This window comes from Viridibacillus arvi, from assembly GCF_001274945.1.
Lineage (GTDB): Bacteria > Bacillota > Bacilli > Bacillales_A > Planococcaceae > Viridibacillus > Viridibacillus arvi.
The window spans coordinates 385331-404329 of the sequence record NZ_LILB01000001.1 but is presented as its reverse complement, the minus strand read 5'-3'; the positions used below and the strand labels follow the sequence as shown (position 1 = coordinate 404329).

Annotated in this window: 20 protein-coding genes and 1 pseudogene; 16 read left to right on the top strand and 5 right to left on the bottom strand. The window is 33.1% G+C overall.

The genetic code is table 11. The annotated features are described in order from the left end of the window. The first annotated feature begins 59 nt into the window (after positions 1–59). Together lepB and AMD00_RS01870 are read left to right on the top strand one after the other, a co-directional pair. Positions 60–620 (top strand): signal peptidase I, encoded by a 561-nt coding sequence (lepB, locus tag AMD00_RS01875; RefSeq protein ID WP_053415403.1) that lies wholly within the window; start codon positions 60–62, stop codon positions 618–620. Between the two features lie 87 nt (positions 621–707). Continuing rightward, positions 708–1031, top strand: a complete 324-nt coding sequence (locus AMD00_RS01870; protein ID WP_053415402.1) for a hypothetical protein — start codon at positions 708–710, stop codon at positions 1029–1031. A 113-nt stretch (positions 1032–1144) separates the two neighbouring features. On the opposite strand, the gene AMD00_RS01865 is transcribed toward AMD00_RS01870, so the two are convergent. After that, positions 1145–1699 (bottom strand): hypothetical protein, encoded by a 555-nt coding sequence (locus AMD00_RS01865; protein ID WP_053415401.1) that lies wholly within the window; start codon positions 1697–1699, stop codon positions 1145–1147. A 329-nt stretch (positions 1700–2028) separates the two neighbouring features. On the opposite strand from AMD00_RS01865, the pseudogene AMD00_RS23800 reads away from it, so the two are divergent. The 3 genes and pseudogenes from AMD00_RS23800 to AMD00_RS01850 form a co-directional block, all read left to right on the top strand. After that, positions 2029–2142 (top strand): annotated as a pseudogene (locus AMD00_RS23800) (ArsR family transcriptional regulator); the annotation flags it as partial. Between the two features lie 138 nt (positions 2143–2280). Continuing rightward, complete coding sequence (locus tag AMD00_RS23795; RefSeq protein WP_053416749.1) at positions 2281–2697, top strand: SRPBCC family protein; 417 nt, start codon at positions 2281–2283, stop codon at positions 2695–2697. Between the two features lie 465 nt (positions 2698–3162). Further along, positions 3163–6333 (top strand): ATP-binding cassette domain-containing protein, encoded by a 3171-nt coding sequence (locus AMD00_RS01850; protein ID WP_053415400.1) that lies wholly within the window; start codon positions 3163–3165, stop codon positions 6331–6333. A gap of 194 nt (positions 6334–6527) precedes the next feature. Here the strand turns inward: AMD00_RS01850 and AMD00_RS23400 are convergent, their stop codons facing one another. After that, the gene (locus AMD00_RS23400; protein WP_169786279.1) at positions 6528–6689 is read right to left on the bottom strand and encodes a hypothetical protein; all 162 of its coding nucleotides are present in this window, start codon (positions 6687–6689) and stop codon (positions 6528–6530) included. Positions 6690–7062: 373 nt separating this feature from the next. Between AMD00_RS23400 and AMD00_RS01845 the strand changes: the two genes are divergently transcribed. The 3 genes from AMD00_RS01845 to AMD00_RS01835 all read left to right on the top strand — a co-directional run bounded on the left by AMD00_RS01845 (position 7063) and on the right by AMD00_RS01835 (position 9023). Beyond that, positions 7063–8046 carry an MBL fold metallo-hydrolase gene (locus AMD00_RS01845; RefSeq protein ID WP_053415399.1) on the top strand — a complete coding sequence of 328 codons (984 nt, stop codon included), beginning with the start codon at positions 7063–7065 and terminating at the stop codon, positions 8044–8046. An 18-nt stretch (positions 8047–8064) separates the two neighbouring features. Continuing rightward, positions 8065–8442, top strand: a complete 378-nt coding sequence (locus AMD00_RS01840) for a hotdog domain-containing protein (protein ID WP_053415398.1) — start codon at positions 8065–8067, stop codon at positions 8440–8442. 386 nt (positions 8443–8828) lie between these two features. Beyond that, positions 8829–9023: a hypothetical protein gene (locus AMD00_RS01835; RefSeq protein ID WP_053415397.1), complete on the top strand. Its 195-nt coding sequence runs from the start codon at positions 8829–8831 to the stop codon at positions 9021–9023. 118 nt (positions 9024–9141) lie between these two features. Here AMD00_RS01835 and AMD00_RS01830 read toward each other — a convergent pair whose 3' ends face one another. Beyond that, positions 9142–10131, bottom strand: a complete 990-nt coding sequence (locus AMD00_RS01830) for an NADPH:quinone oxidoreductase family protein (RefSeq protein ID WP_053415396.1) — start codon at positions 10129–10131, stop codon at positions 9142–9144. Positions 10132–10254: 123 nt separating this feature from the next. Here AMD00_RS01830 and AMD00_RS01825 point away from each other — a divergent pair, with 123 nt between their 5' ends. The 8 genes from AMD00_RS01825 to AMD00_RS01790 all read left to right on the top strand — a co-directional run bounded on the left by AMD00_RS01825 (position 10255) and on the right by AMD00_RS01790 (position 16617). Continuing rightward, the gene (locus AMD00_RS01825; protein WP_053415395.1) at positions 10255–10854 is read left to right on the top strand and encodes a TetR/AcrR family transcriptional regulator; all 600 of its coding nucleotides are present in this window, start codon (positions 10255–10257) and stop codon (positions 10852–10854) included. 541 nt (positions 10855–11395) lie between these two features. After that, positions 11396–11830, top strand: coding sequence for a hypothetical protein (locus AMD00_RS01820; protein ID WP_053415394.1), 435 nt, complete (start codon positions 11396–11398; stop codon positions 11828–11830). 193 nt (positions 11831–12023) lie between these two features. Further along, complete coding sequence (locus AMD00_RS01815) at positions 12024–12236, top strand: hypothetical protein (protein ID WP_053415393.1); 213 nt, start codon at positions 12024–12026, stop codon at positions 12234–12236. Between the two features lie 461 nt (positions 12237–12697). Next, positions 12698–13081 carry a hypothetical protein gene (locus AMD00_RS01810; RefSeq protein WP_053415392.1) on the top strand — a complete coding sequence of 128 codons (384 nt, stop codon included), beginning with the start codon at positions 12698–12700 and terminating at the stop codon, positions 13079–13081. Between the two features lie 280 nt (positions 13082–13361). Continuing rightward, positions 13362–14348 carry a ketoacyl-ACP synthase III gene (locus AMD00_RS01805; RefSeq protein ID WP_053415391.1) on the top strand — a complete coding sequence of 329 codons (987 nt, stop codon included), beginning with the start codon at positions 13362–13364 and terminating at the stop codon, positions 14346–14348. A 316-nt stretch (positions 14349–14664) separates the two neighbouring features. Next, positions 14665–15138 (top strand): hypothetical protein, encoded by a 474-nt coding sequence (locus tag AMD00_RS01800; RefSeq protein WP_169786296.1) that lies wholly within the window; start codon positions 14665–14667, stop codon positions 15136–15138. A 416-nt stretch (positions 15139–15554) separates the two neighbouring features. Next, on the top strand, positions 15555–16199 hold the full coding sequence (locus AMD00_RS01795; RefSeq protein ID WP_053415389.1) for an alpha/beta hydrolase: 645 nt from the start codon (positions 15555–15557) through the stop codon (positions 16197–16199). 187 nt (positions 16200–16386) lie between these two features. Further along, on the top strand, positions 16387–16617 hold the full coding sequence (locus tag AMD00_RS01790) for a hypothetical protein (RefSeq protein ID WP_053416748.1): 231 nt from the start codon (positions 16387–16389) through the stop codon (positions 16615–16617). A gap of 146 nt (positions 16618–16763) precedes the next feature. Here AMD00_RS01790 and AMD00_RS01785 read toward each other — a convergent pair whose 3' ends face one another. After that, a complete protein-coding gene (locus AMD00_RS01785; RefSeq protein ID WP_053415388.1) occupies positions 16764–17663 on the bottom strand; it encodes a D-alanine--D-alanine ligase in 900 nt (299 codons plus the stop codon). A 4-nt stretch (positions 17664–17667) separates the two neighbouring features. Then, on the bottom strand, positions 17668–18999 hold a 1332-nt coding region (locus AMD00_RS01780; protein ID WP_053415387.1), incomplete at its 5' end, for an aminotransferase-like domain-containing protein.

Here is an 18999-nt window from a genome sequence, read left to right as displayed (position 1 = left end):
ACTAATGAAACCCTCCATAAAAGACATACTTATATGTGATACTAGAAGGAGAGAAATAAATGACAAATGTGAAAGCAGAAAAGAATTCTCTTTGGGAATGGACAAAAGCCTTATTCATAGCAGTTGGACTAGCGTTTATATTTCGCTTCTTTCTATTCACTCCTATTATTGTAGAAGGCGAATCAATGATGCCTACTCTCGAAAGTGGGGAACGAATGATAGTCAGTAAAATTGGTCATCCTGATCGTTTTGATATTATTGTGTTTCATGCAACTGAGGACAAGGACTATATAAAGCGAGTAATAGGCTTACCAGGGGATCATATTGAGTATAGGAGCGACCAATTATATATTAATGGACAACCTCATGATGAGCCTTATTTAAACAAATATAAAAGCAGTCTGTTGGATGGAGGTCCACTAACTGAAGACTTTACACTAGAAGAATATACGCAAATGTCTGTAATACCAGAAGGCTATGTCTTTGTTATGGGGGATAACCGTAGAAATAGCACAGATAGCCGAATCATTGGTTTAGTTCCAATGAATAAAATAGTAGGAAATGCCGATATAACGATTTGGCCAATTGATGACATTGGGTTTATTGAAAAATATAAGTAAAGATTGGTGTATTCTGTATGAATAATACAGGATACGCCATCGTTTTATCTAAGTAGTTCCAGGGGGAAAATAAAAGGAGAGTTATTAATGTATACATATGAAATGTTTGAAATTGATGGGGTATTTACGCTATTTAGGCCACTTTTTATAACAATGCTTTTTTTATCAATACTTCTTTTTATAGCAATCATCTTACCAAAAGTTAGAAAACGCTATATTAATACATTTACTGTTGTAAGTATATCTATCGTCAACGTGATATTGTCTACTCAATTATTATTTATGAATGGAATCATTGTGGACGAACTGAATTTAGGTGGAGATAAGTTTACTTTCTATGTATTTATAGCGATTGTTGGCGTTACTTTTATTAATGTTATTAGTTATTTCACAAGTCAAAATAGAGACTAATATGATTGTTAATATTGAATGCAGTTTTGATTGCCAACAAGACAAATTAACATAAAACTAAGTTAGACTGACTAAATCTAACTTAGTTTTTTATTTTACTCTAGTTACAAGAATTACGATCCATCTTTTTTATTTGGATAGTCAATAGAGTTAGCTATTTCCACTAAGATTTCAGGTGTCACAATATCAGAAACCCTTTTATCTATGCTTAGCATATACTGCCACTTCCCCCTCTCGAAAACAAGTACATTAAAACCAGAAATCCTCATAAATGTTGCTTCATTTCCATTTTTAAGTTCATAAGTATTCAATACATATTTCTTTCTTTTAGGAATCTGCGCTTTGATAGGTCGAATATCGATTTTATAATGATTTTCAGAAGCGTAATCATTAATATAAAGCAATTCAAATGAATCATTGTTGTCACCTTCTAAATCATTAAAGCGTCCAAAATTATGAGTAAAACTTATAGGTGGTACTCTAAGTGGTAACTCCAGTTTTTCTTTATAATGTTGCTCAAAATCATTAGAAGCTGCTACTACGGTTTTGTATCCAATCTCAGGATACATTTTTTCATATGGACTAGGTTTATCATTTGCTATTGCAAATACTGTTAAAAAGAACAGGGAAAAAGATGAAATTAAAAACAAAAGAATAATCTTTTTCATATTTCACCACCTCGTAATTTCTTTATGACTGTATTATTCCCAGTACCGTTAAGGAAATGCGGGATTATAGTGCAATAAGTCTCCATGAAAATCAGTTATTGTTCTATTAAATGGCCAGATAATGAAAGTAGGTGAACTTGACATGTCACCTTTTGGTGTCCTATAATCAATTGGACACTAAAAGGTGTCCTATTAGGTTAATATGAAGTTTAATTGACGACATTACAGGAAATAATATTGAAAAGGTGGGGGTGATTTTGAACGATAAAAGTCAAGTAAGGGATGTTTATGACGCTGTTGCTGATCCAACAAGACGAAAATTACTTCGAATGTTATCAGATGTTGAAGAATTACCCCTACACGAGATAACGGTTCATTTTCAAATGGGCCGTACAGCAGTTTCTAAGCATTTGGCTATCCTTAAAGATGCGGATCTTGTAATTGCTCGAAGGGTTGGTAGAGAGACGAGATATCGGTTGAATGCCACTCCTTTGAAAGAAATAAAAGATTGGGTATCTTTTTACGAAGGATTCTGGAAACAAAGAATTATCAAATTAAATCTTATATTGGAGGAACAAAAAATGAAACCAGATGTATCATTAGATTTTCAATTTACAAATTCAATCGAGCAGGTGTGGAATGCTCTAACAGATTCGGATACACTAGCGAAATGGATATGGAAAAATGATTTCAAACCAATCGTAGGACATAAATTCCAATTCCGAGCTGAGCCAAATGAGTGGTGGGATGGAATTGTAGATTGCGAGGTGCTTAAAGTGGACGAGCCTCATACATTATCTTACACTTGGTTAAGTGCCGGGGAAAGTACTACTATTACATGGACTTTGAAAAAAGGTTCAGATGGAATTATCCATCTTCATCTAGATCAATCTGGATTTAGTGAAGAAACAAAAGCACGCCAAGGAGCTATCGAGGGAGCTAAGTATGCTTGGACAAATATGGGTGATCAGCTCGGAAAAGTATTAGCAGAACTGTAATAGTACTTAAATATATCAATCAAATAGAAATGATAATTATTATTCATTTATACTAATTAACTATTCTTTAACAATCGGGCACAATTCTGTAGCTAGAATTGTGCTTTTTCTTTATGATAATAGGCCTTTTTGAAGCAAGAAAGAAGCCCTTTTTATTTCTCGCCTTATGGAAAAACAAAATATAATTTAAATGCGCAATATAAGTGCTTCCAATATTCTTTAAACTATTTTCTACAATCAGGCGTTTTCAGATACACATTATGCCTCATTTTTCACGGTATGGGTTACGTTTAAAAAAGGAGCACAAGTTGCTGGATTTGAACCACTAAATTGTTTCTTCAAAACGGTTTTAGAAATCTCCTTCTACAATAAATATGAGGATGTCGATTCAAAAAAGCGCAACAAATTCAATTGAAATTTTACAATTATGGCAATATCAAATTATAGAATCGAGAGGGCATCAATATGAAAATCAATCAATTAATTGCGAATAATATTAACAAATTAGATGCAGTACTACCAGTAGATAAATCGTTAGGAATTGCTGGCTTGTCTGGATCTGGTAAAACGACTTTTTGTCAAACAATTGGCGAAGAATCCAAGAAGCGTCTCGTCTCTCTATTGCCAAAAGCTGAATATCAGTATCTATTTCCTACAATTATGGATACAAATTTTAGTGCCATCAAAATGGAAGAAATGCCTTTAGTCCTTTTCCTTGGTAAATCATCAATCTCTTCTAATCCACGTTCTACAATTGGCACTCATACAGGCGTATTTAAAGACATTCGTGTAACTCTTGCTGAAAAATTCAATCTGTCTCCAGAAGTTTTTTCATTTAATAATGAGTTAGGCTGGTGTCCAAGTTGTAAAGGCCGCGGAACTACTAAAAATGTCGAATGTCCTAAGTGTAAAGGGAAGCGTTATAACCAAGAAGTTGAGCAATATACGATTGATTTATTTGATAAACCACATAATATTGCCGATATTAACGACTTAAGCATTGAATCTATTATTTCACTTGCAGAAGTTTTAAATATTAGTGAAGGTAAACAACATATTCTCAATAATATAATCAATATGAACATTGGTTACTTAACATTAAATCGTATTATGGGTACACTGTCAGGTGGAGAGTTAACACGACTGTACTTAGCAGAATTCATGGCAGCCAGTGAAAATACCGTTATTATTATTGATGAAATCTCCGTAGGACTTGATCATCAAACATTATTGAAAATTTTAGAACAGATTAAACAATTGGGCTATAAGAATCAAATTTGGCTCATTGATCATTCTGACACGGTGCTTGACACAACGGATGAGCAATTGTTCTTTGGTCCAGGTAGTGGGAAATACGGCGGGAAAATTGTCGAAGAATCACCACGTCCAAAACCAATCATTTGGGAACGAAATGAGGCATCGCCAACAGAATACTATCAATTCAAAGAGCTGTACTGTCGTAATATTCAAATGGAAGAAATTCAGATTCCCAAAAACAGACTTGTAACTTTTACGGGTGAATCAGGATGTGGGAAATCGACTCTAGTGAATGAATGTATAGCCAATGACTTTTTGAAGCGATATCCAAAAGATAAAATTGTCATGGTTGGTCAGGAACGAAACCAATCGATTACAAGTCGTTCAACAGTTGCGACGTTTCTTGATATTAAACGGAAGCTCGTAAAATATAGTGAAGATATTGATGATATTTTTCAGCGCTCAATTGAAGACATTATTGATGATCTCCCAGAAGGTGATATTGCTCATAAGCGCTTGAGTTTATTGATCAAACTTGGTCTTGGTTATTTGACTTTGGAGAGAAAAACACAGTCTTTATCGACTGGTGAATTTCAATGTGTTCATTTAGTTTCTGAGCTGTTTGCCAACTCTAGAAACCCACATACACTTTTTATTTTTGACGAGCCTTCAAAAGGTTTATCACAAAATATTTTAAATCAATTCATCGATAGTCTTAGAAGCATTTTGCAAGATGAATCTGTCTCAATAATAATGATTGAACATAATGCATATATGCTTGAAAACTCTGATTTTATCGTTGATTTTGGTGAAAGACAGCTTGCACCTGTGCGACATTTAGATGTTGTCAGTCATGAAGAATATAATCGTCGAAAAAACAGTGAAGAAGGAATTGCTCCAATACAAATTTCTTCAACACTCAATCAACAAAATGGCGTAACCTACTTAACAGAAAATCATATTGCCTATTTTAAAAATGCTGAAAACGTCTATAAAGGTGGTATCTTAAAAAGCTTATCATCAATGGCACGTTTGATTTATGGTGAATACGAATCTGAAACAATTGCACCTGTCATCGCCATTGATTTCGAACGGCATTTGTATAGCCAATATAGTTTTCTATATGAAATGGGCGGCTTGATCAACCATATTGTGGCTGTCCATCCGACCAATAAAAATACGAATAGCTTCGATTTCTATAATCAAGAAAACCATTGTCCTTCCTGCTCGGGCCGACAAATGATAGAAAGATTTGATATTGATATTGTTATTCAAGATAAAACCGTGCCATTCTGGGATGGTCTATTCCATCCAGATGTGATGAAGGTTTTAAAATTCTATCAATATCCAAAATTGCAATTCCTCTTTGATGAGATTAAGAATGAGCTTGGTCATGATCTAAGTAAAAGTTATAATGACATGACAGAAGAAGAAAAACACACCTTTTTATATGGATATTGGGAAAAGTCATTCTATGATAAAGCAGGCAAGGCAAGAAGGACTTGGGAAGGCTTTAATCTCATTATCGGACGTTATATAGTTGTATCGAAATCGATCATTAAAGAGCAAATGAAAGCAAGCAAAGAAATGATTACCTGTCCAATCTGTAAAGGAACCGTGCTAAACCACCATAAACAGTTAAAATTTAACGACACGGATATTCGTGAGATTATTCAGCAGCCTATTGATCAAGTGATGAAAACAGTTGGTAAGTTACCGATACTTGAAAAACTAAAGGCTATCGTCGGTAGTGACATGACTTTGACAGAAGATGTTTCACTATTACCTAGAGATACACAAGTTGCTCTAAAAATGTTTGAACTGGAGCAGGGAAGCTTTGCCCATTATGAAATGGTTTTACAAAATGTCCTTCCATTCTGGGGCAGTATTAGCGACAATATCGAATCCATCAGCAAAAATAATCGAATTACTATCTGTGATTTTGACAATATTACCGAAACGAGAGAAACGATCATTGATAAGTATTTCACCAATGGAAAATACAAAAAGCTTACCTATGTCTATGAAGCGTTTGGTTACAAGAAAATTGTCACTCAAATTAATAAGATTAAAAAAAGCCATCAATGTCCTTTCTGTAAAGGGAAGAAAGTAATTTCAGAAGATGGACTCCATGATGGCGTATATAAATTATCGGTACCATGTGTTAGTTGTTATGAAAGTGGCATCAATGATGAAGGTCGTATGGAAACCATCGAAGGCATTGACGTACAAACGTGGTTAACTGGCAATGTAAGTGATGTTGTTGATAAAAGCTTAAATCTTGAGGCAGTTGCATATATTCCAATTTTCAGTCGTATTCGTGAGTTGAATAAACAAGAGATGATGGCGGTATACCAATTCCTTGAGCAAAACAAATAAATTTAAGAGCTAGCTTTAAGTAAAGAAAACTCATTTGCAATGATAAATTGTAAATGAGTTTTCTTTTGTTTTTTGAAGAGAAGCTTGTTGGTTTAAAAGAAAAAAGATTATTACACTATAGCTGTGGAATATTAAATAAAAGGAGCTTCTTAATTGCCTTCCTCAATCAAAAATTATTAGTTGTAGTATGCTAATCAGATATTACTTTTCCTATCATGACCGCAGTCATTTCTTGTCCGAATACTACTACCGCCATCATTCTCCCAGCGATCAATGTCCAAGAAATCATCTTCCCAGTCTTCAGGTATTCCTCTGCTACCTGAACGGGTTCCAGTTCCCATTATTGAAATACTCATAATATCAACAATGTCATTTTATACATCATCCTTTTTTTAATATTTCATACCCATTTCTATATTATGTTAGGTGTATGTTTTAGTTCATTGCCCAATCTTTAATAAATTATCTCGTTTAACTAACAAAGAGTGCATTAATCCAAGAAAATTAGGTGATAGTTGTATCTGTATTTAGGAGGTATTTTAAAAAGTATATCGAAGTAGTAAATAACTATTGTTTGAAAATGATAATTCAAAAATGTAGATTTTTATTATTATTTTTAACACCTTTTATTCTTGTGGGTGCAGTCAACTTACGGGAAATACAGCAAGTTCAATTTATCGAACGCGAAATCAGCAACGTTTAGTTCATATGTTAAAGGAGGAATAACTAATGGGGCAATCTAGTATTATTTTCTTTGAACGAAAATTTCCAAGTGCCAATATGATTCTTATTAAAGATCAGTTTCCTATCCTAATTGATACTGGTTTTGGGAGTGATGTGAAGGAGACCGAGGAATTAATTAAAGAAGTAGGCGTTTCACCAGAAGATTTACACCTAATTGTGAATACGCACTATCATAGTGATCATGTAGGAGGAAATTATCATTTCCAAAAAAATTATGGTGTTAAGATAGCTGCTCATAAATGGGACGCCGATTTAATTAATTCTTGTGACCCTGAATCTTGTAGTGCTGAATGGTTAGATCAACCTGTTGAACCATATCGAGTTGATACTAAGCTCTCGGAAAATGATGAAATACATACAGGAAGTAGAATTTTGAGAGTCTTACACACACCGGGACATACGTTAGGACATATTTCTTTATATGAACCTGAAGAAGAGATATTAATATGTGGGGATCTTTTTCATAAAAATGATATTGGTTGGTTAAATATTTTTCGAGAGGGTGTCTCATCAATCCAATTATCACTTGAAAGTTTGAATCAGTTGTCGACAATCAGTATTCATCATGCATATTCAGGACATGGATCTGAGATAGAGAATCCTATGACTTCTATCGATGCTGCAAGAGAACGGTTTAAAAAGTGGCTAAAGACACCAGAAAAAATTTCATGGCATGCCTGCAAAAGGATTTTTTCATTCACATTAATCATAAAAAACGGTTTGGCAAAAGAAGAAATCAGAAACTACCTACTCAAGTGTGGTTGGTTCCAAGATTTTGCCCGCTATTCTTTCCAGCGTCAGCCAGAAGAATTTATCCAAATCCTGCTCGATGAAATGATTCGTTCAGGTGCTGCCAGTTGGCATAATAATTATTTAATCGCTACCACTCCATACCAAGCACCACAAAAGAATTGGATGGACAAGAACATTAAACCGATAGACTGGAAACATCAAGACTTTCTCAATTAATTAAAAGGGGAGATTTAAATGCCATTAAAAGTAGGAGATATCATTTCGTTTGAACGAACTTTCACAATAAGGGATGTTGAATTATTTACGGAAATTTCAGGAGATGAAGGAGTTCATCATAGAACACCTGATGAACAGGGGAGACTTGTAATTCAAGGGTTATTAACGGCAACTCTACCAACAAAAGTAGGTGGAGATCATAATGTATTGGCTCGAAATATGAATTTCGAATTTTTAAGACCTGTGTTTACGGGTGATACAATTATTTGTGAAGTGAAAATTGAAAAATACGAAGTCCAAGCAAATAATAGAACAGCTATTATCGCATCCTTTTTATGTAAAAACCAAAATGAAAAAGAAGTATTAAAAGGGGATTTCTCAGGTGTTATTCTATAAACTATCTTCAACAAATAAAGACTTTAAGATCAATAATAATTTATCCAATGTGTTTTTTTCTTAATTCGAAGAAAAGCTGTATTTAGTCCTGCAATAATATACTATATGTTATTAGTTTTCAGGTGTAATAATTATATGATAATACCTTAAAAGGAGTTTTCGTATGAATTTTGCTTCTGTTATAATATACTGTTTTATTGTTACATTTACTCCAAGAACTGCTGAAAAATTAAAAAGCTAGAGTAGAATTATGATACACTCAAGTTGCTACGGATAAATTTAGGATTAGTTCATCGAATTTCATGTGTATGTTAAAGAATAATTGTACTTGACTGTTCTTTGTTATAGTTTAGAAGGCTAGAGAATAAGTTGGAGGATTAAATAGAATGATTATTGTTAGTTTTTTAATAATTGCTTGGATACTTAGTTGGTTTAAGTTTGAGCAGATTTTTATTCAAGCATTTAAAGAACTTTTTAACAAGGAAATTACAACAGCCAGCTACTATTTTATATTCGCATGTTTAGGTGCAATTGGTGATATAGTGGCATTATTAAATGGTAGTTATTTTGATAAACTATAATATGTTGTCAGGCTTTAAACTTTGAAGTTTTATTTTGGAATATTCATAAAATTTTATAGGTTTAAATAGAATAATCATAAAAAAGTGACGAGAATCAATATATCTCGTCACTTTTTTATTATAATTTCACAAGTGTTCTACCTTTTGCTTGCCCCTTAAGAAGATTAGGGAGAACTTCAGGAAGTTGTTGTAGTGTCACTTCTTGTTGTATGAATTTTTCTAGTTTTTCTGGTTTGAAATCTGACGCTAATCGGTCCCATACTTTCAAACGGGTTTCCATAGGACAATATACAGAATCAATTCCAAGTAAATTGATTCCTCTTAAAATAAATGGGAAGACAGTTGTCGGAAGTTTTGTCCCTGCCGTTAATCCACTTACTGCAACTGATCCGCCATATTGAATTTGGCTTAATAAAGATGCCAGTGGTTCACCACCAACTGGATCTACTGCAGCGGCCCATTTCTGTTTGCCTAATGCTCTTATTTTCCCATCAAATACTTCTTCACGTGAAACAATTGAAGTGGCTCCAAGGCTTCTCAAAAACTCTTGTTCAGATTCTTTACCTGTACTTGCTTCAACTTGATAACCGAGTGTAGAAAGAATAGAGATAGCAAAGCTACCAACACCACCAGTTGCACCTGTTACTAGTATCTTACCCTTTTCTGGAGATACACTATTTTCTTCTAATCTCAGTACAGACAATGCCGCAGTAAAACCAGCTGTTCCAATAACCATTGCTTCTTTTAACGTAAGACCTTTTGGAAGTGGGACAATCCAATTAGCTGGAATGCGAGCATATTCACTATAGCCACCAAAATGGGAGACACCAATCTCATAGCTAGTCGCAATAACCTCGTCACCTTCTTGAAAGCGTGGATCATTAGATGAAACTACGATACCTGCTAAATCAATTCCAGGAACAAAGGGATAAGTGTTAACGATATTACCGTTTGGAATAGTAGCCAAACTATCTTTATAATTGATCGATGAATAAGATACTTTAATTAACACATCACCATCGGGTAGATCTTTTAGAGTTAGCTCATTAACTTTAACCGTAAAATCATCATCTTTATTTACTACCAATGCTTTAAATCTATCTATCATTAGAACCACCCCTTTATTATACTTCGACTATAGAATAACAAAATTATTCTGACCGGTCAAAATAATTTTTTTAGATGTTTAAATTAATGTATAATTGTCATATTAAGTATTACGGAGGTAACGATGAAAAAGAAAGAAGAAGAACGTAAAACACAAATAATGAAAGCAGCCTATAATGTAGTTTCGGAATTGGGTTATGACAACGTCACGTTACAAAATATTGCGGATAATGCTGGCGTATCTAAAGGAGTCGTTCACTATTATTTTAATAGCAAACAAAATATACTTTTGGAATTACTAGATTCAATTACAAATCAAATTTATAAATATGAATTAGAAGCGATAGCTCAACAGCAAACAGCTATAACTAAACTTAAAGCATACTTAGAAGCAGTTTTTGTTTCACCGCAAAAAAATAGAAAGTTTTACAGTGTCTATTTAGATTTTTTAGCTCAAGCAAATGGGAATGCAGATTATAAAAGAATAAACATGAATTTTTATGAGAATTGCTGGGGAATTGGGAATGAGATAATTGAGTTGGGCAAAAAAGAAGGTGTATTTAGCAAGGAGATTGACACGTTGACCAATGCAAAAATGATGAGAGCTCTTATTGATGGATCATTAATTCAATGGTTAACATCCAATGAGAAAGAGCTTCATCAATTCTATAAAGAGTCCTGTATAAATAGCATCTTAAATTTACTACAATATTCGAAGGAATAGGTTGAAAATGCATAAGAAACAGTTGATGGAAATTATTCAAAGAAGTTGTTCAAGTAAATATTTTCCCGTTTATAAGGTCTGAACTCGTTGTTGTACAGAGTTCGGCCTTTTAATTTTCCCTAAAATTAGCTTGTAAAGGGGAGGAAGCTTTGGTGAATTACTAAATACAGATAACAATGTGCATGCTAAAGGGTATCTAGTTCATCAAATTTCTAAGGCAATTAGCTAGTTGACTTTGCTTGAACATTAGATCGCTAAATTTATAAGGATAATTTTGGGGTTTTTAAATTAAATTGTTGCATGGAATAAATGAAGTTCTATTGGTATTAGAACAACATGTAATTGTCTAAAACAAAATACATATGATTATGCTTTCGATTCGATTAGAAATTGTTAAATTTACCGAAGTCGTATAAGAAAACCAACTAGATGTTGTCACTCTTTTGGAATACATTATACAAAGTCTGAAAATTCAAATCATTAGATAGAACTTCATCGTGAATTAATAAATATAAAGTCTGATTGGGAGGCAGAGGATCTTATGGAAGTATTGTGTTATGAACCAAGTAAAATACGTATAAATTCCAGAAAAACACTAATTATGGACTTTTTAGCAGGTGATATTGTGATTGAAATCGAAGGTGAATTGTACTTTTTAGAGTCAACCAATGGAAATTGCATAGAATTTGATATAAATAAAAATTGCATTGTAAATGATAAATCCATTTATAGGTTCACTAATAATACAGTACTTACCCTCCGAGACCTCGCTGAAAAAAGTAACCTTATCGCGGTTATTAAAACATATACAAGTCGTTTCGTTACGAAATTACAAAAGTTAAATGAACCTCAAATAACACCAGAAACGGAGAAGCTCATTGCTGAAATTGAAAAGAAAAATTTTGAGTGGCTCATTGATTTTGCATTAGACACGGGAGATGAAGAATTATTTTATAAATTAATAAAAGGACCATAGATTTAACATGGTCGTAGTTATTCAAGTAGAAATCTAAATCCATTTAGTTATCCCAATATTTTGAATTTTTTACATGAAAGGATATATAATGAAGAGAGTGTTTTAAATAAGCAATATCAAAAATGTACACTGGATTGATACTATCCAAAGAAAAGTTGAGTAATGTAAATTCTTCATTGTTAGGGGTGTATAAATGGTTGAACAAATTAGTATTTTTACTTTAAACGGCTTATCTGAAGATCCATTATTAACAAAAATTGAGCAATTACAGGTTGGAGAACATATTATGATTCAAAATTACATGGTGGAGCGTACGAATAAATTTTACGAAATTCAAAATAATGAGGTACATGAGTGCTTTCATACCAAACAAGAATGTTGCAACTATATTGATGAAAACTTATAACAATTTCAACTTAAGATATTTAAATTTTGAAATGGAAGAAACACAGAACGGAGATCACTCCTACTGTGTTTCTTTTTTTATGCTTAGATGCGTAGGATGCCGAATGCAAAAAGGGATTATTAAGAACGAAAGTAAAATAAAGATATGGATTATTGAAGTCAAATATCAATTAGATTTTGTTTATAAAGCAAAATTTTAAATGTTAAAGCAACACGAGTAAATTTTAAAAGTCAAAGTTATACCAGCTAAAGAATCAAACAAAGGATCAAACTTTTTCAATGTAAATTTTCTATATATTCCCTTTTTAGTGCAAGTATAATTTGGGCAATATGTATATAACAGCAACAATCGTTTTTCAATTTCAATGGTTTTAATTATAGAATACATTTCATTTAGAAATACTTACATCAAATTTGTATATATGACTTCTAAATAATCATATTGCAGGGAAGGAGACATTAATGGTGAAGAGAATATCTGCATTTATTTTGGTTTTATCCTCATTTGTCATTACTGGTTGTGTAAATGATGAAACAACAAAAGAAGAAATCATTTCAGATGAATCATTTGATGTTGAAAATGTTGATTTTTATAAAGGTAAGGCAATGGAGAGTAATCAAGTAATTGTAGAAACCGCAGATATGATGTATAGAGAGAATGCTACAGTTTTCACCTTTCAAAAAGGGGATATTGGTAAGACGAGATTAAAGAAAACAAAAACCAAAGCAGAGTACGACAAGATTAAAATTAGATATGTACTAGAAATTGGAAAAGAAGATTTAAAAGAAATAAGTACGAAGTATAGTGATGTCATTAAAAATACATTACCGATAGATGATCATTGAAATGATTGTTTAAAAGTAACCCCTATACCTCTAAAATAGCCTAATTAAAAGGAATTCGTTAATACCAAACGAATTCTTTTTTGCAGTTTTGAAAAACTCAGGAGTATCTTCAAACATACTATTGACTAGTTATTCTTCTAATATCACTTAGTATTAGTTAATAAAAACAGGGTAACTATTACATTAAAACATAAAAAGTATATTTATTTGATAATATTTAGTACCAGGTGCTATAAATAAGTGTTAATATGATTAAGATAAATAACTTGGAGGTTTTTTTATGTTTCAATCAAAAGCGAGAATAACAGCTATCGGTTCGTATGTACCTGAACGAACATTAACTAATACAGATTTAGAAAAACTTGTTGAGACAGATGATGAATGGATAGTGCAACGTACAGGAATAAAAGAACGAAGAATGGCAAGAGAAGATGAGTTTACAAGTGATTTAGCTTATCAGGCTGTACGAAATCTAATGGAGCGATACGATAAATCTGTCGATGATGTGGATTTGATTATCGTTTGTACTATGACTCCTGATTTCAAAACGCCAAGTGTTGCTTCTACACTTCAAGCAAAGTTAGGCATAAAGAATACTGGTGCTTTTGATTTAAATACAGCTTGTTCTGGTTTTACGTACGGGTTATATGTAGCTAATGGGATGATCACATCAGGATTAAATAAAAAAGTATTAGTGGTTGGGTCTGAAACTTTATCTAGAATTACAGATTATACAGATAGAGCTACATGTATTCTATTCGGAGACGGAGCTGGAGCAGTGCTCTTAGAATATGATGAGCAACAACCGAGTTTCATTTCTTCACATATTGGTTCTGAAGGTGAAGGTGGCAAGAGCTTATATTGTTCGAATTTATCAAACATGATGAATGGTGAAGAAATAGTAGACAATGGAAAATTTGTTCAAAATGGTAGAGCAGTTTATAAGTGGGCTGTCACAACAGTACCAAAAGGAATGAAAACGGTATTGCAGAATGCTTCAATGGAATTAAAAGATGTAGATTGGTTTGTCCCACACAGCGCAAATTTAAGAATGATTGAGTCAATATGTGAGAAGAGCGATTTTCCTCTTGAGCAAACATTATATAGCTTAGTGAATTTTGGTAATACTTCAGCAGCAACAATACCACTGTCATTAGATCAAGGGGTTCGTGAAGGCAAAGTTAAGAACGGAGATAAGATCTTATTATACGGATTCGGTGGGGGTTTAGCACACGCAGGATTATTTATCAATTGGACAGTTGAATAGAGAAGTTTATACATCTTATAAAAACGTGTGATAGACCAATATTTGTTAAGAAATTATACATTATTTATATATATAGGATTAAAAATATTTTATATGGGACTAGATAGATGAGTGACTACTGTCACTCATCTTTTTTTGAACTCATACGTTTTAGTAGAGAAAATTTATTAATGATAATGCATAAGTTACTACTAATATCGATAAATATAAAATAGCATTCATTTTATTAATTACTTAAAGTTATGCAATCTGAGAAGGTGAAGAGAGGTGATTAATAATCATGATTAAGAAGACGATTATTCTACTTTTTTTTATAATGATGATCTTAATATTACTAACTTTTTCAATCAAACCTACTATTAATTTTGATAATAATTACTATGCTCAAAAGATATCAGATGCACTTGATACATATATAGAAAGCGATGAGCTAATCGAATCTCTTACAATCAAAAATGGGAAAACCTTTTTCTATTCGGATCCGAATCGTAAATCGATTGAAATCTTTTACTTTGAAGATGGAATACTTAGTTATAACGGTAAAATGAACTCTGAGGTGTGGAAGAGGAAGGATCATGAAGGTGATCCAATAGAATGGATATATCACGAGCTAGAGGATGGTGAGAGTATCATTTGGGGTATATCACTTACAGACGATACTATCGAAATAAATAATAAAGTAAAAGTTCAAGATTATATACAATTAGAAAATGGAGTTAACGTCTTTTTCTCGAAAAATAAAGCAGAACTTAATTTACCTATAGAAGTGACATTGAAGAATAATAAATGATGGGAAAATAGCATTTACGTTCATGCTTTACAAATTAGAAATACAAGCGAACTGCTTCTTCTTTGTAGAGGGTTCAGTTAAAGTGTACAAACCCAATTAAACTGTTAATTTTAGGTTCAAATCGCTTAGGATTTGAACCTTTTATTTTTGCCAATTAAAATGTTTTATTTCCAATTTAAGTATATAATGGAAAGTGAACTCGCATATTTGTATCTAAAAGAAATATATGAAATTCATACTTTTTTAAAGTAGATATCCATAACGAATGTTAATCAAATATCCTTCAGCTACTCTAAATAGCAGATTTCGTTCAGTCTATAGTAGAACATCTTAGAACTTCCTCGAACCTGTTCGAACCAAAGGATATTATGGCACTTGAGACGGAACATACAACAAATACATTGGAGGGGAAATTGATGAAAGTAAATAAAAAGAATGTACAAACGATCGACAACACAATAAGTTATACACATGTTGAAACTGGGTCCAAAACAGTTTGCTTTATGTTCTCAGGCTCAGGATACAATTACGACAAGCCACTATTTTATTATGCAACAATGATGATGTTTCAAAATAAAATAGACATTATACATATCCATTACTCCTATAGTGAACATATATTGAAAAAGACTCTTGAGGAAGTATCTAAAGCAATGATGGATGATATAACCCCTGTTATGTTAGATGTTTTAAAAAATGGTCAATACAATGAAACGATTTTTTTAGGAAAGTCGCTTGGAACAATTCCAATGGCTCTTGACCTAATGAAAAGAGAAGAATTTTTAAAGTCAAAGATGATTGTACTTACTCCACTATTAAATTTAGAATTGATTTTTAATTCAATTGTAAGTAGCGAACATCAAGGGTTATTAATCATCGGAGACAAAGATCCACGTTTCAATTTAGAACAAATTGAAAAATTAAGTTATGCAAATTTAGAGATAGAGATTGTCCAAAATGCAGATCACTCCTTGGACATCGGGGAATTTGATACAACTAATTCAATATTAGATTTATCAAATGTAATGGAAAAACTTCAGAAAGCAATAAAGATGATCTGAAATCATCGAAATGATAACCCATTTAGGTGTTGTTGTAATTGCGAAAATGAATTCAAAAGAGGTGCGAATTACGCCTCCTTCGAATAAATAAAATAGCGTTTTATCCAAAATTTTGAACCCATTTAAACTACACTACGTACCTTGTATAGTGAAGAAGAAAATGGCTAGGGGGGGATGGGGATTGTTAATGGTGGCTGAAATTATTATTACATTTATTCTAATGCTTCCTTTATACGGTTTATTAATATGGAGTTATTTTGAACCTGAGGAAAGCATTTTATGGGGGAAAAGGTGGATGTATAAAGAAGAACCCGAACTATCGAGCGGAGTGATTCGCTACACAAAAATAGCATCTTTGGTAACTATGATATTTATGACAGTTATGTTCTTCGTATTAATTTTGATTAATATTTTGTAAGTAATAAGAAGTTGATGAAACATTATGAATGAAGTTAATCGGTTTTCAATCCACTTTTAAGAGCCTTTCTACTATTAAAATGTAGAAGGGCTCTGATTTTTTAGGTTTAATTAAATGTCTATGTTATTATTCATCATCATTTTTCCTTACTTTACTTTAAGTGAATTTTCAATGATCAAGTCAAGTAGCTGATGATAAGGGATACCTGCTGATTGAGCACTTTTTGGCAACAGACTGTTTTTCGTCATCCCAGGTAATGTATTAACTTCCAACACATAAGGGACCCCGTTTTTAATCATCATGTCTATTCGGGCATAGACGCTACATTTCAATGATTTATAGCAAGAAATCGCTGCAAAAGCGACACGATTATGTGTTTCGGGCGGGAGCTGGACCACCTCTTCAATGGTAGCCACATCATTATATTTCGAGGTATAATCAAAAAACTCACTCTGATGACGAATGGAAATCACCGGTAAAAGCTTTCCATCCAATATTGAACAAGTGATTTCCTCGCCCGTAATAAGCTTTTCGATTATAACTTCGGAATCCCATTTGAATACTTCAGTAATCGCAGATTGTACTGTTTCTTTGTCATAAACAATTTTTACTCCTACACTCGAACCACCTGAATTAGGTTTCACAACTACTGGGTATCCCATCTTGTCTAGTTCATCCATATTAAGTTCTTCCATGTTCATAAGGTGAATCCAATCCGGTGTTTGCACCCCTTCATACCTGATGATTTTTTTCAAGATATTCTTATCCATGCATAAGCTGCTGGATAGGACACTGCTCCCTGTATAGGGAACTCCCATGGTTTCAAGGGTACCTTGAATGGTGCCGTCCTCACCGAACTTGCCATGTAGCGCCAGTAGCGCAACGTCAAGATTCCTCGCATTTTCCACTAAATCTTCTTTTTTCTCTATTTGGATTGGTATAATTTTATATTTATTTTTATCTAAATGAACCATCATTTCTTCACCTGTCATAAGCGAAACTTGCTTCTCGGAAGAAACCCCTCCCATAATGACGCCAACTCTCATTTTTTTAACCTCCAAAATTATTTTTTAAAGTGTCCCCTATGATTTTAATTCCCTGAATAATCTCTCTTTCGTTTAGCCTAGAAAATCCTAATCGTAACGTATGCTTTCCACTACTGTCCGTGTAAAAAACATTGCCTGGCGAAAAAACAACTCCCTTTTGGTAACATGTTTCTAAAAGCTTTTGTGAATCAATGTTGTTATCTAGTTCTATAAAAAGGTGAAGTCCACCGTCACCTGTTATCCGTTTACAAGGAATATATTGCTTACAATAATGGATAGCTAGTTCATATTTTTTCTTATAGACTGCTTTCGCTTTTTTTATATACTTCTCAAAATAGCCATCATTTAAATATTGATATAACACCGCTTGGTCTAAAGTTGACGTATGAACCGTTCGAGCTCTTTTCATACTTTCCAAGTAATAAATCAACTCTTTGTCTGCTAAAATCCATCCAACCCGCAAGCCAGGAAAAAGAATCTTAGAAAAGCTGCTGATATAAATGACATTATTGCCGAATCCAGCAAAGGCAGCCAATGGAGCCTGATGTGATCCCGAGTAACGTAATTCTTCATTAAATCCATCTTCAACGATAGGAAGCTGATAGGTCGAAAATAGATCCATGATTTTCTTCCTTTTTTCAGAGGATGTTACGATTCCAGTTGGATTATGATAAGACGGAATGAAATAGGCAAAATCATATTCCTTCTTTAATAAGCATTTTTCTAGCTTCCTAACATTGACACCGTCATCCTCCATATCAATTCCATCGATTTCAAAGCCATGTAATCGAAAGAGCTTAAGGGCAGAGTGATGGGTTGGATTTTCACAAATAAGACGGCCAGTCTTTTTATTTAAAGTGGATAAGAGAAGATCCAGACCTTCCGTGAAGCCATTGGTAATTAAAATATCTTTGTTTCTAATGTCTACCCCCTTATTCTCCATGTAGTGAAGCAGGTAGTCGATAAGTGGTTTATAGCCCTTTGCATAGCCATAGTTAAGAACAATGTCTCCTTCAATGGACATCCGATTTAAAAAGGCCTTTTTAAAATTTTCTACATCAAATAGCTTTTCATCGGGTGCGATACTAGTAAATGAGATCATTTCCTTATTCCAGCGCACTCCATGCTTCATGAGGTCCAATTTTTCTGCCAAAAAGGTTTGCTCATTGATTTTTTCAGTCCAATTCAACTCGATAGATAGGGATTTGAAGGTCTCTACTTGATTTACAAAGTTTCCTTTTCCTTTTACCGCATAGATAAGGCCTTCTTGCTCCAAATCCGCATAAGCCGTTAGAACGGTGTTTCGGCTGATGGATAATAAAGAGCTGAGTTCACG

Excerpts from the sequence above, each read along its gene's own strand:
- lepB (WP_053415403.1), top strand. The coding sequence starts at position 60 with ATGACAAATGTGAAAGCAGAAAAGAATTCTCTTTGGGAATGGACAAAA.
- AMD00_RS01870 (WP_053415402.1), top strand. The coding sequence starts at position 708 with ATGTATACATATGAAATGTTTGAAATTGATGGGGTATTTACGCTATTT.
- AMD00_RS01865 (WP_053415401.1), bottom strand. The coding sequence starts at position 1,699 with ATGAAAAAGATTATTCTTTTGTTTTTAATTTCATCTTTTTCCCTGTTC.
- AMD00_RS23795 (WP_053416749.1), top strand. The coding sequence starts at position 2,281 with ATGAAACCAGATGTATCATTAGATTTTCAATTTACAAATTCAATCGAG.
- AMD00_RS01850 (WP_053415400.1), top strand. The coding sequence starts at position 3,163 with ATGAAAATCAATCAATTAATTGCGAATAATATTAACAAATTAGATGCA.
- AMD00_RS23400 (WP_169786279.1), bottom strand. The coding sequence starts at position 6,689 with ATGAGTATTTCAATAATGGGAACTGGAACCCGTTCAGGTAGCAGAGGA.
- AMD00_RS01845 (WP_053415399.1), top strand. The coding sequence starts at position 7,063 with ATGGGGCAATCTAGTATTATTTTCTTTGAACGAAAATTTCCAAGTGCC.
- AMD00_RS01840 (WP_053415398.1), top strand. The coding sequence starts at position 8,065 with ATGCCATTAAAAGTAGGAGATATCATTTCGTTTGAACGAACTTTCACA.
- AMD00_RS01835 (WP_053415397.1), top strand. The coding sequence starts at position 8,829 with ATGATTATTGTTAGTTTTTTAATAATTGCTTGGATACTTAGTTGGTTT.
- AMD00_RS01830 (WP_053415396.1), bottom strand. The coding sequence starts at position 10,131 with ATGATAGATAGATTTAAAGCATTGGTAGTAAATAAAGATGATGATTTT.
- AMD00_RS01825 (WP_053415395.1), top strand. The coding sequence starts at position 10,255 with ATGAAAAAGAAAGAAGAAGAACGTAAAACACAAATAATGAAAGCAGCC.
- AMD00_RS01820 (WP_053415394.1), top strand. The coding sequence starts at position 11,396 with ATGGAAGTATTGTGTTATGAACCAAGTAAAATACGTATAAATTCCAGA.
- AMD00_RS01815 (WP_053415393.1), top strand. The coding sequence starts at position 12,024 with ATGGTTGAACAAATTAGTATTTTTACTTTAAACGGCTTATCTGAAGAT.
- AMD00_RS01810 (WP_053415392.1), top strand. The coding sequence starts at position 12,698 with ATGGTGAAGAGAATATCTGCATTTATTTTGGTTTTATCCTCATTTGTC.
- AMD00_RS01805 (WP_053415391.1), top strand. The coding sequence starts at position 13,362 with ATGTTTCAATCAAAAGCGAGAATAACAGCTATCGGTTCGTATGTACCT.
- AMD00_RS01800 (WP_169786296.1), top strand. The coding sequence starts at position 14,665 with ATGATGATCTTAATATTACTAACTTTTTCAATCAAACCTACTATTAAT.
- AMD00_RS01795 (WP_053415389.1), top strand. The coding sequence starts at position 15,555 with ATGAAAGTAAATAAAAAGAATGTACAAACGATCGACAACACAATAAGT.
- AMD00_RS01790 (WP_053416748.1), top strand. The coding sequence starts at position 16,387 with ATGGTGGCTGAAATTATTATTACATTTATTCTAATGCTTCCTTTATAC.
- AMD00_RS01785 (WP_053415388.1), bottom strand. The coding sequence starts at position 17,663 with ATGAGAGTTGGCGTCATTATGGGAGGGGTTTCTTCCGAGAAGCAAGTT.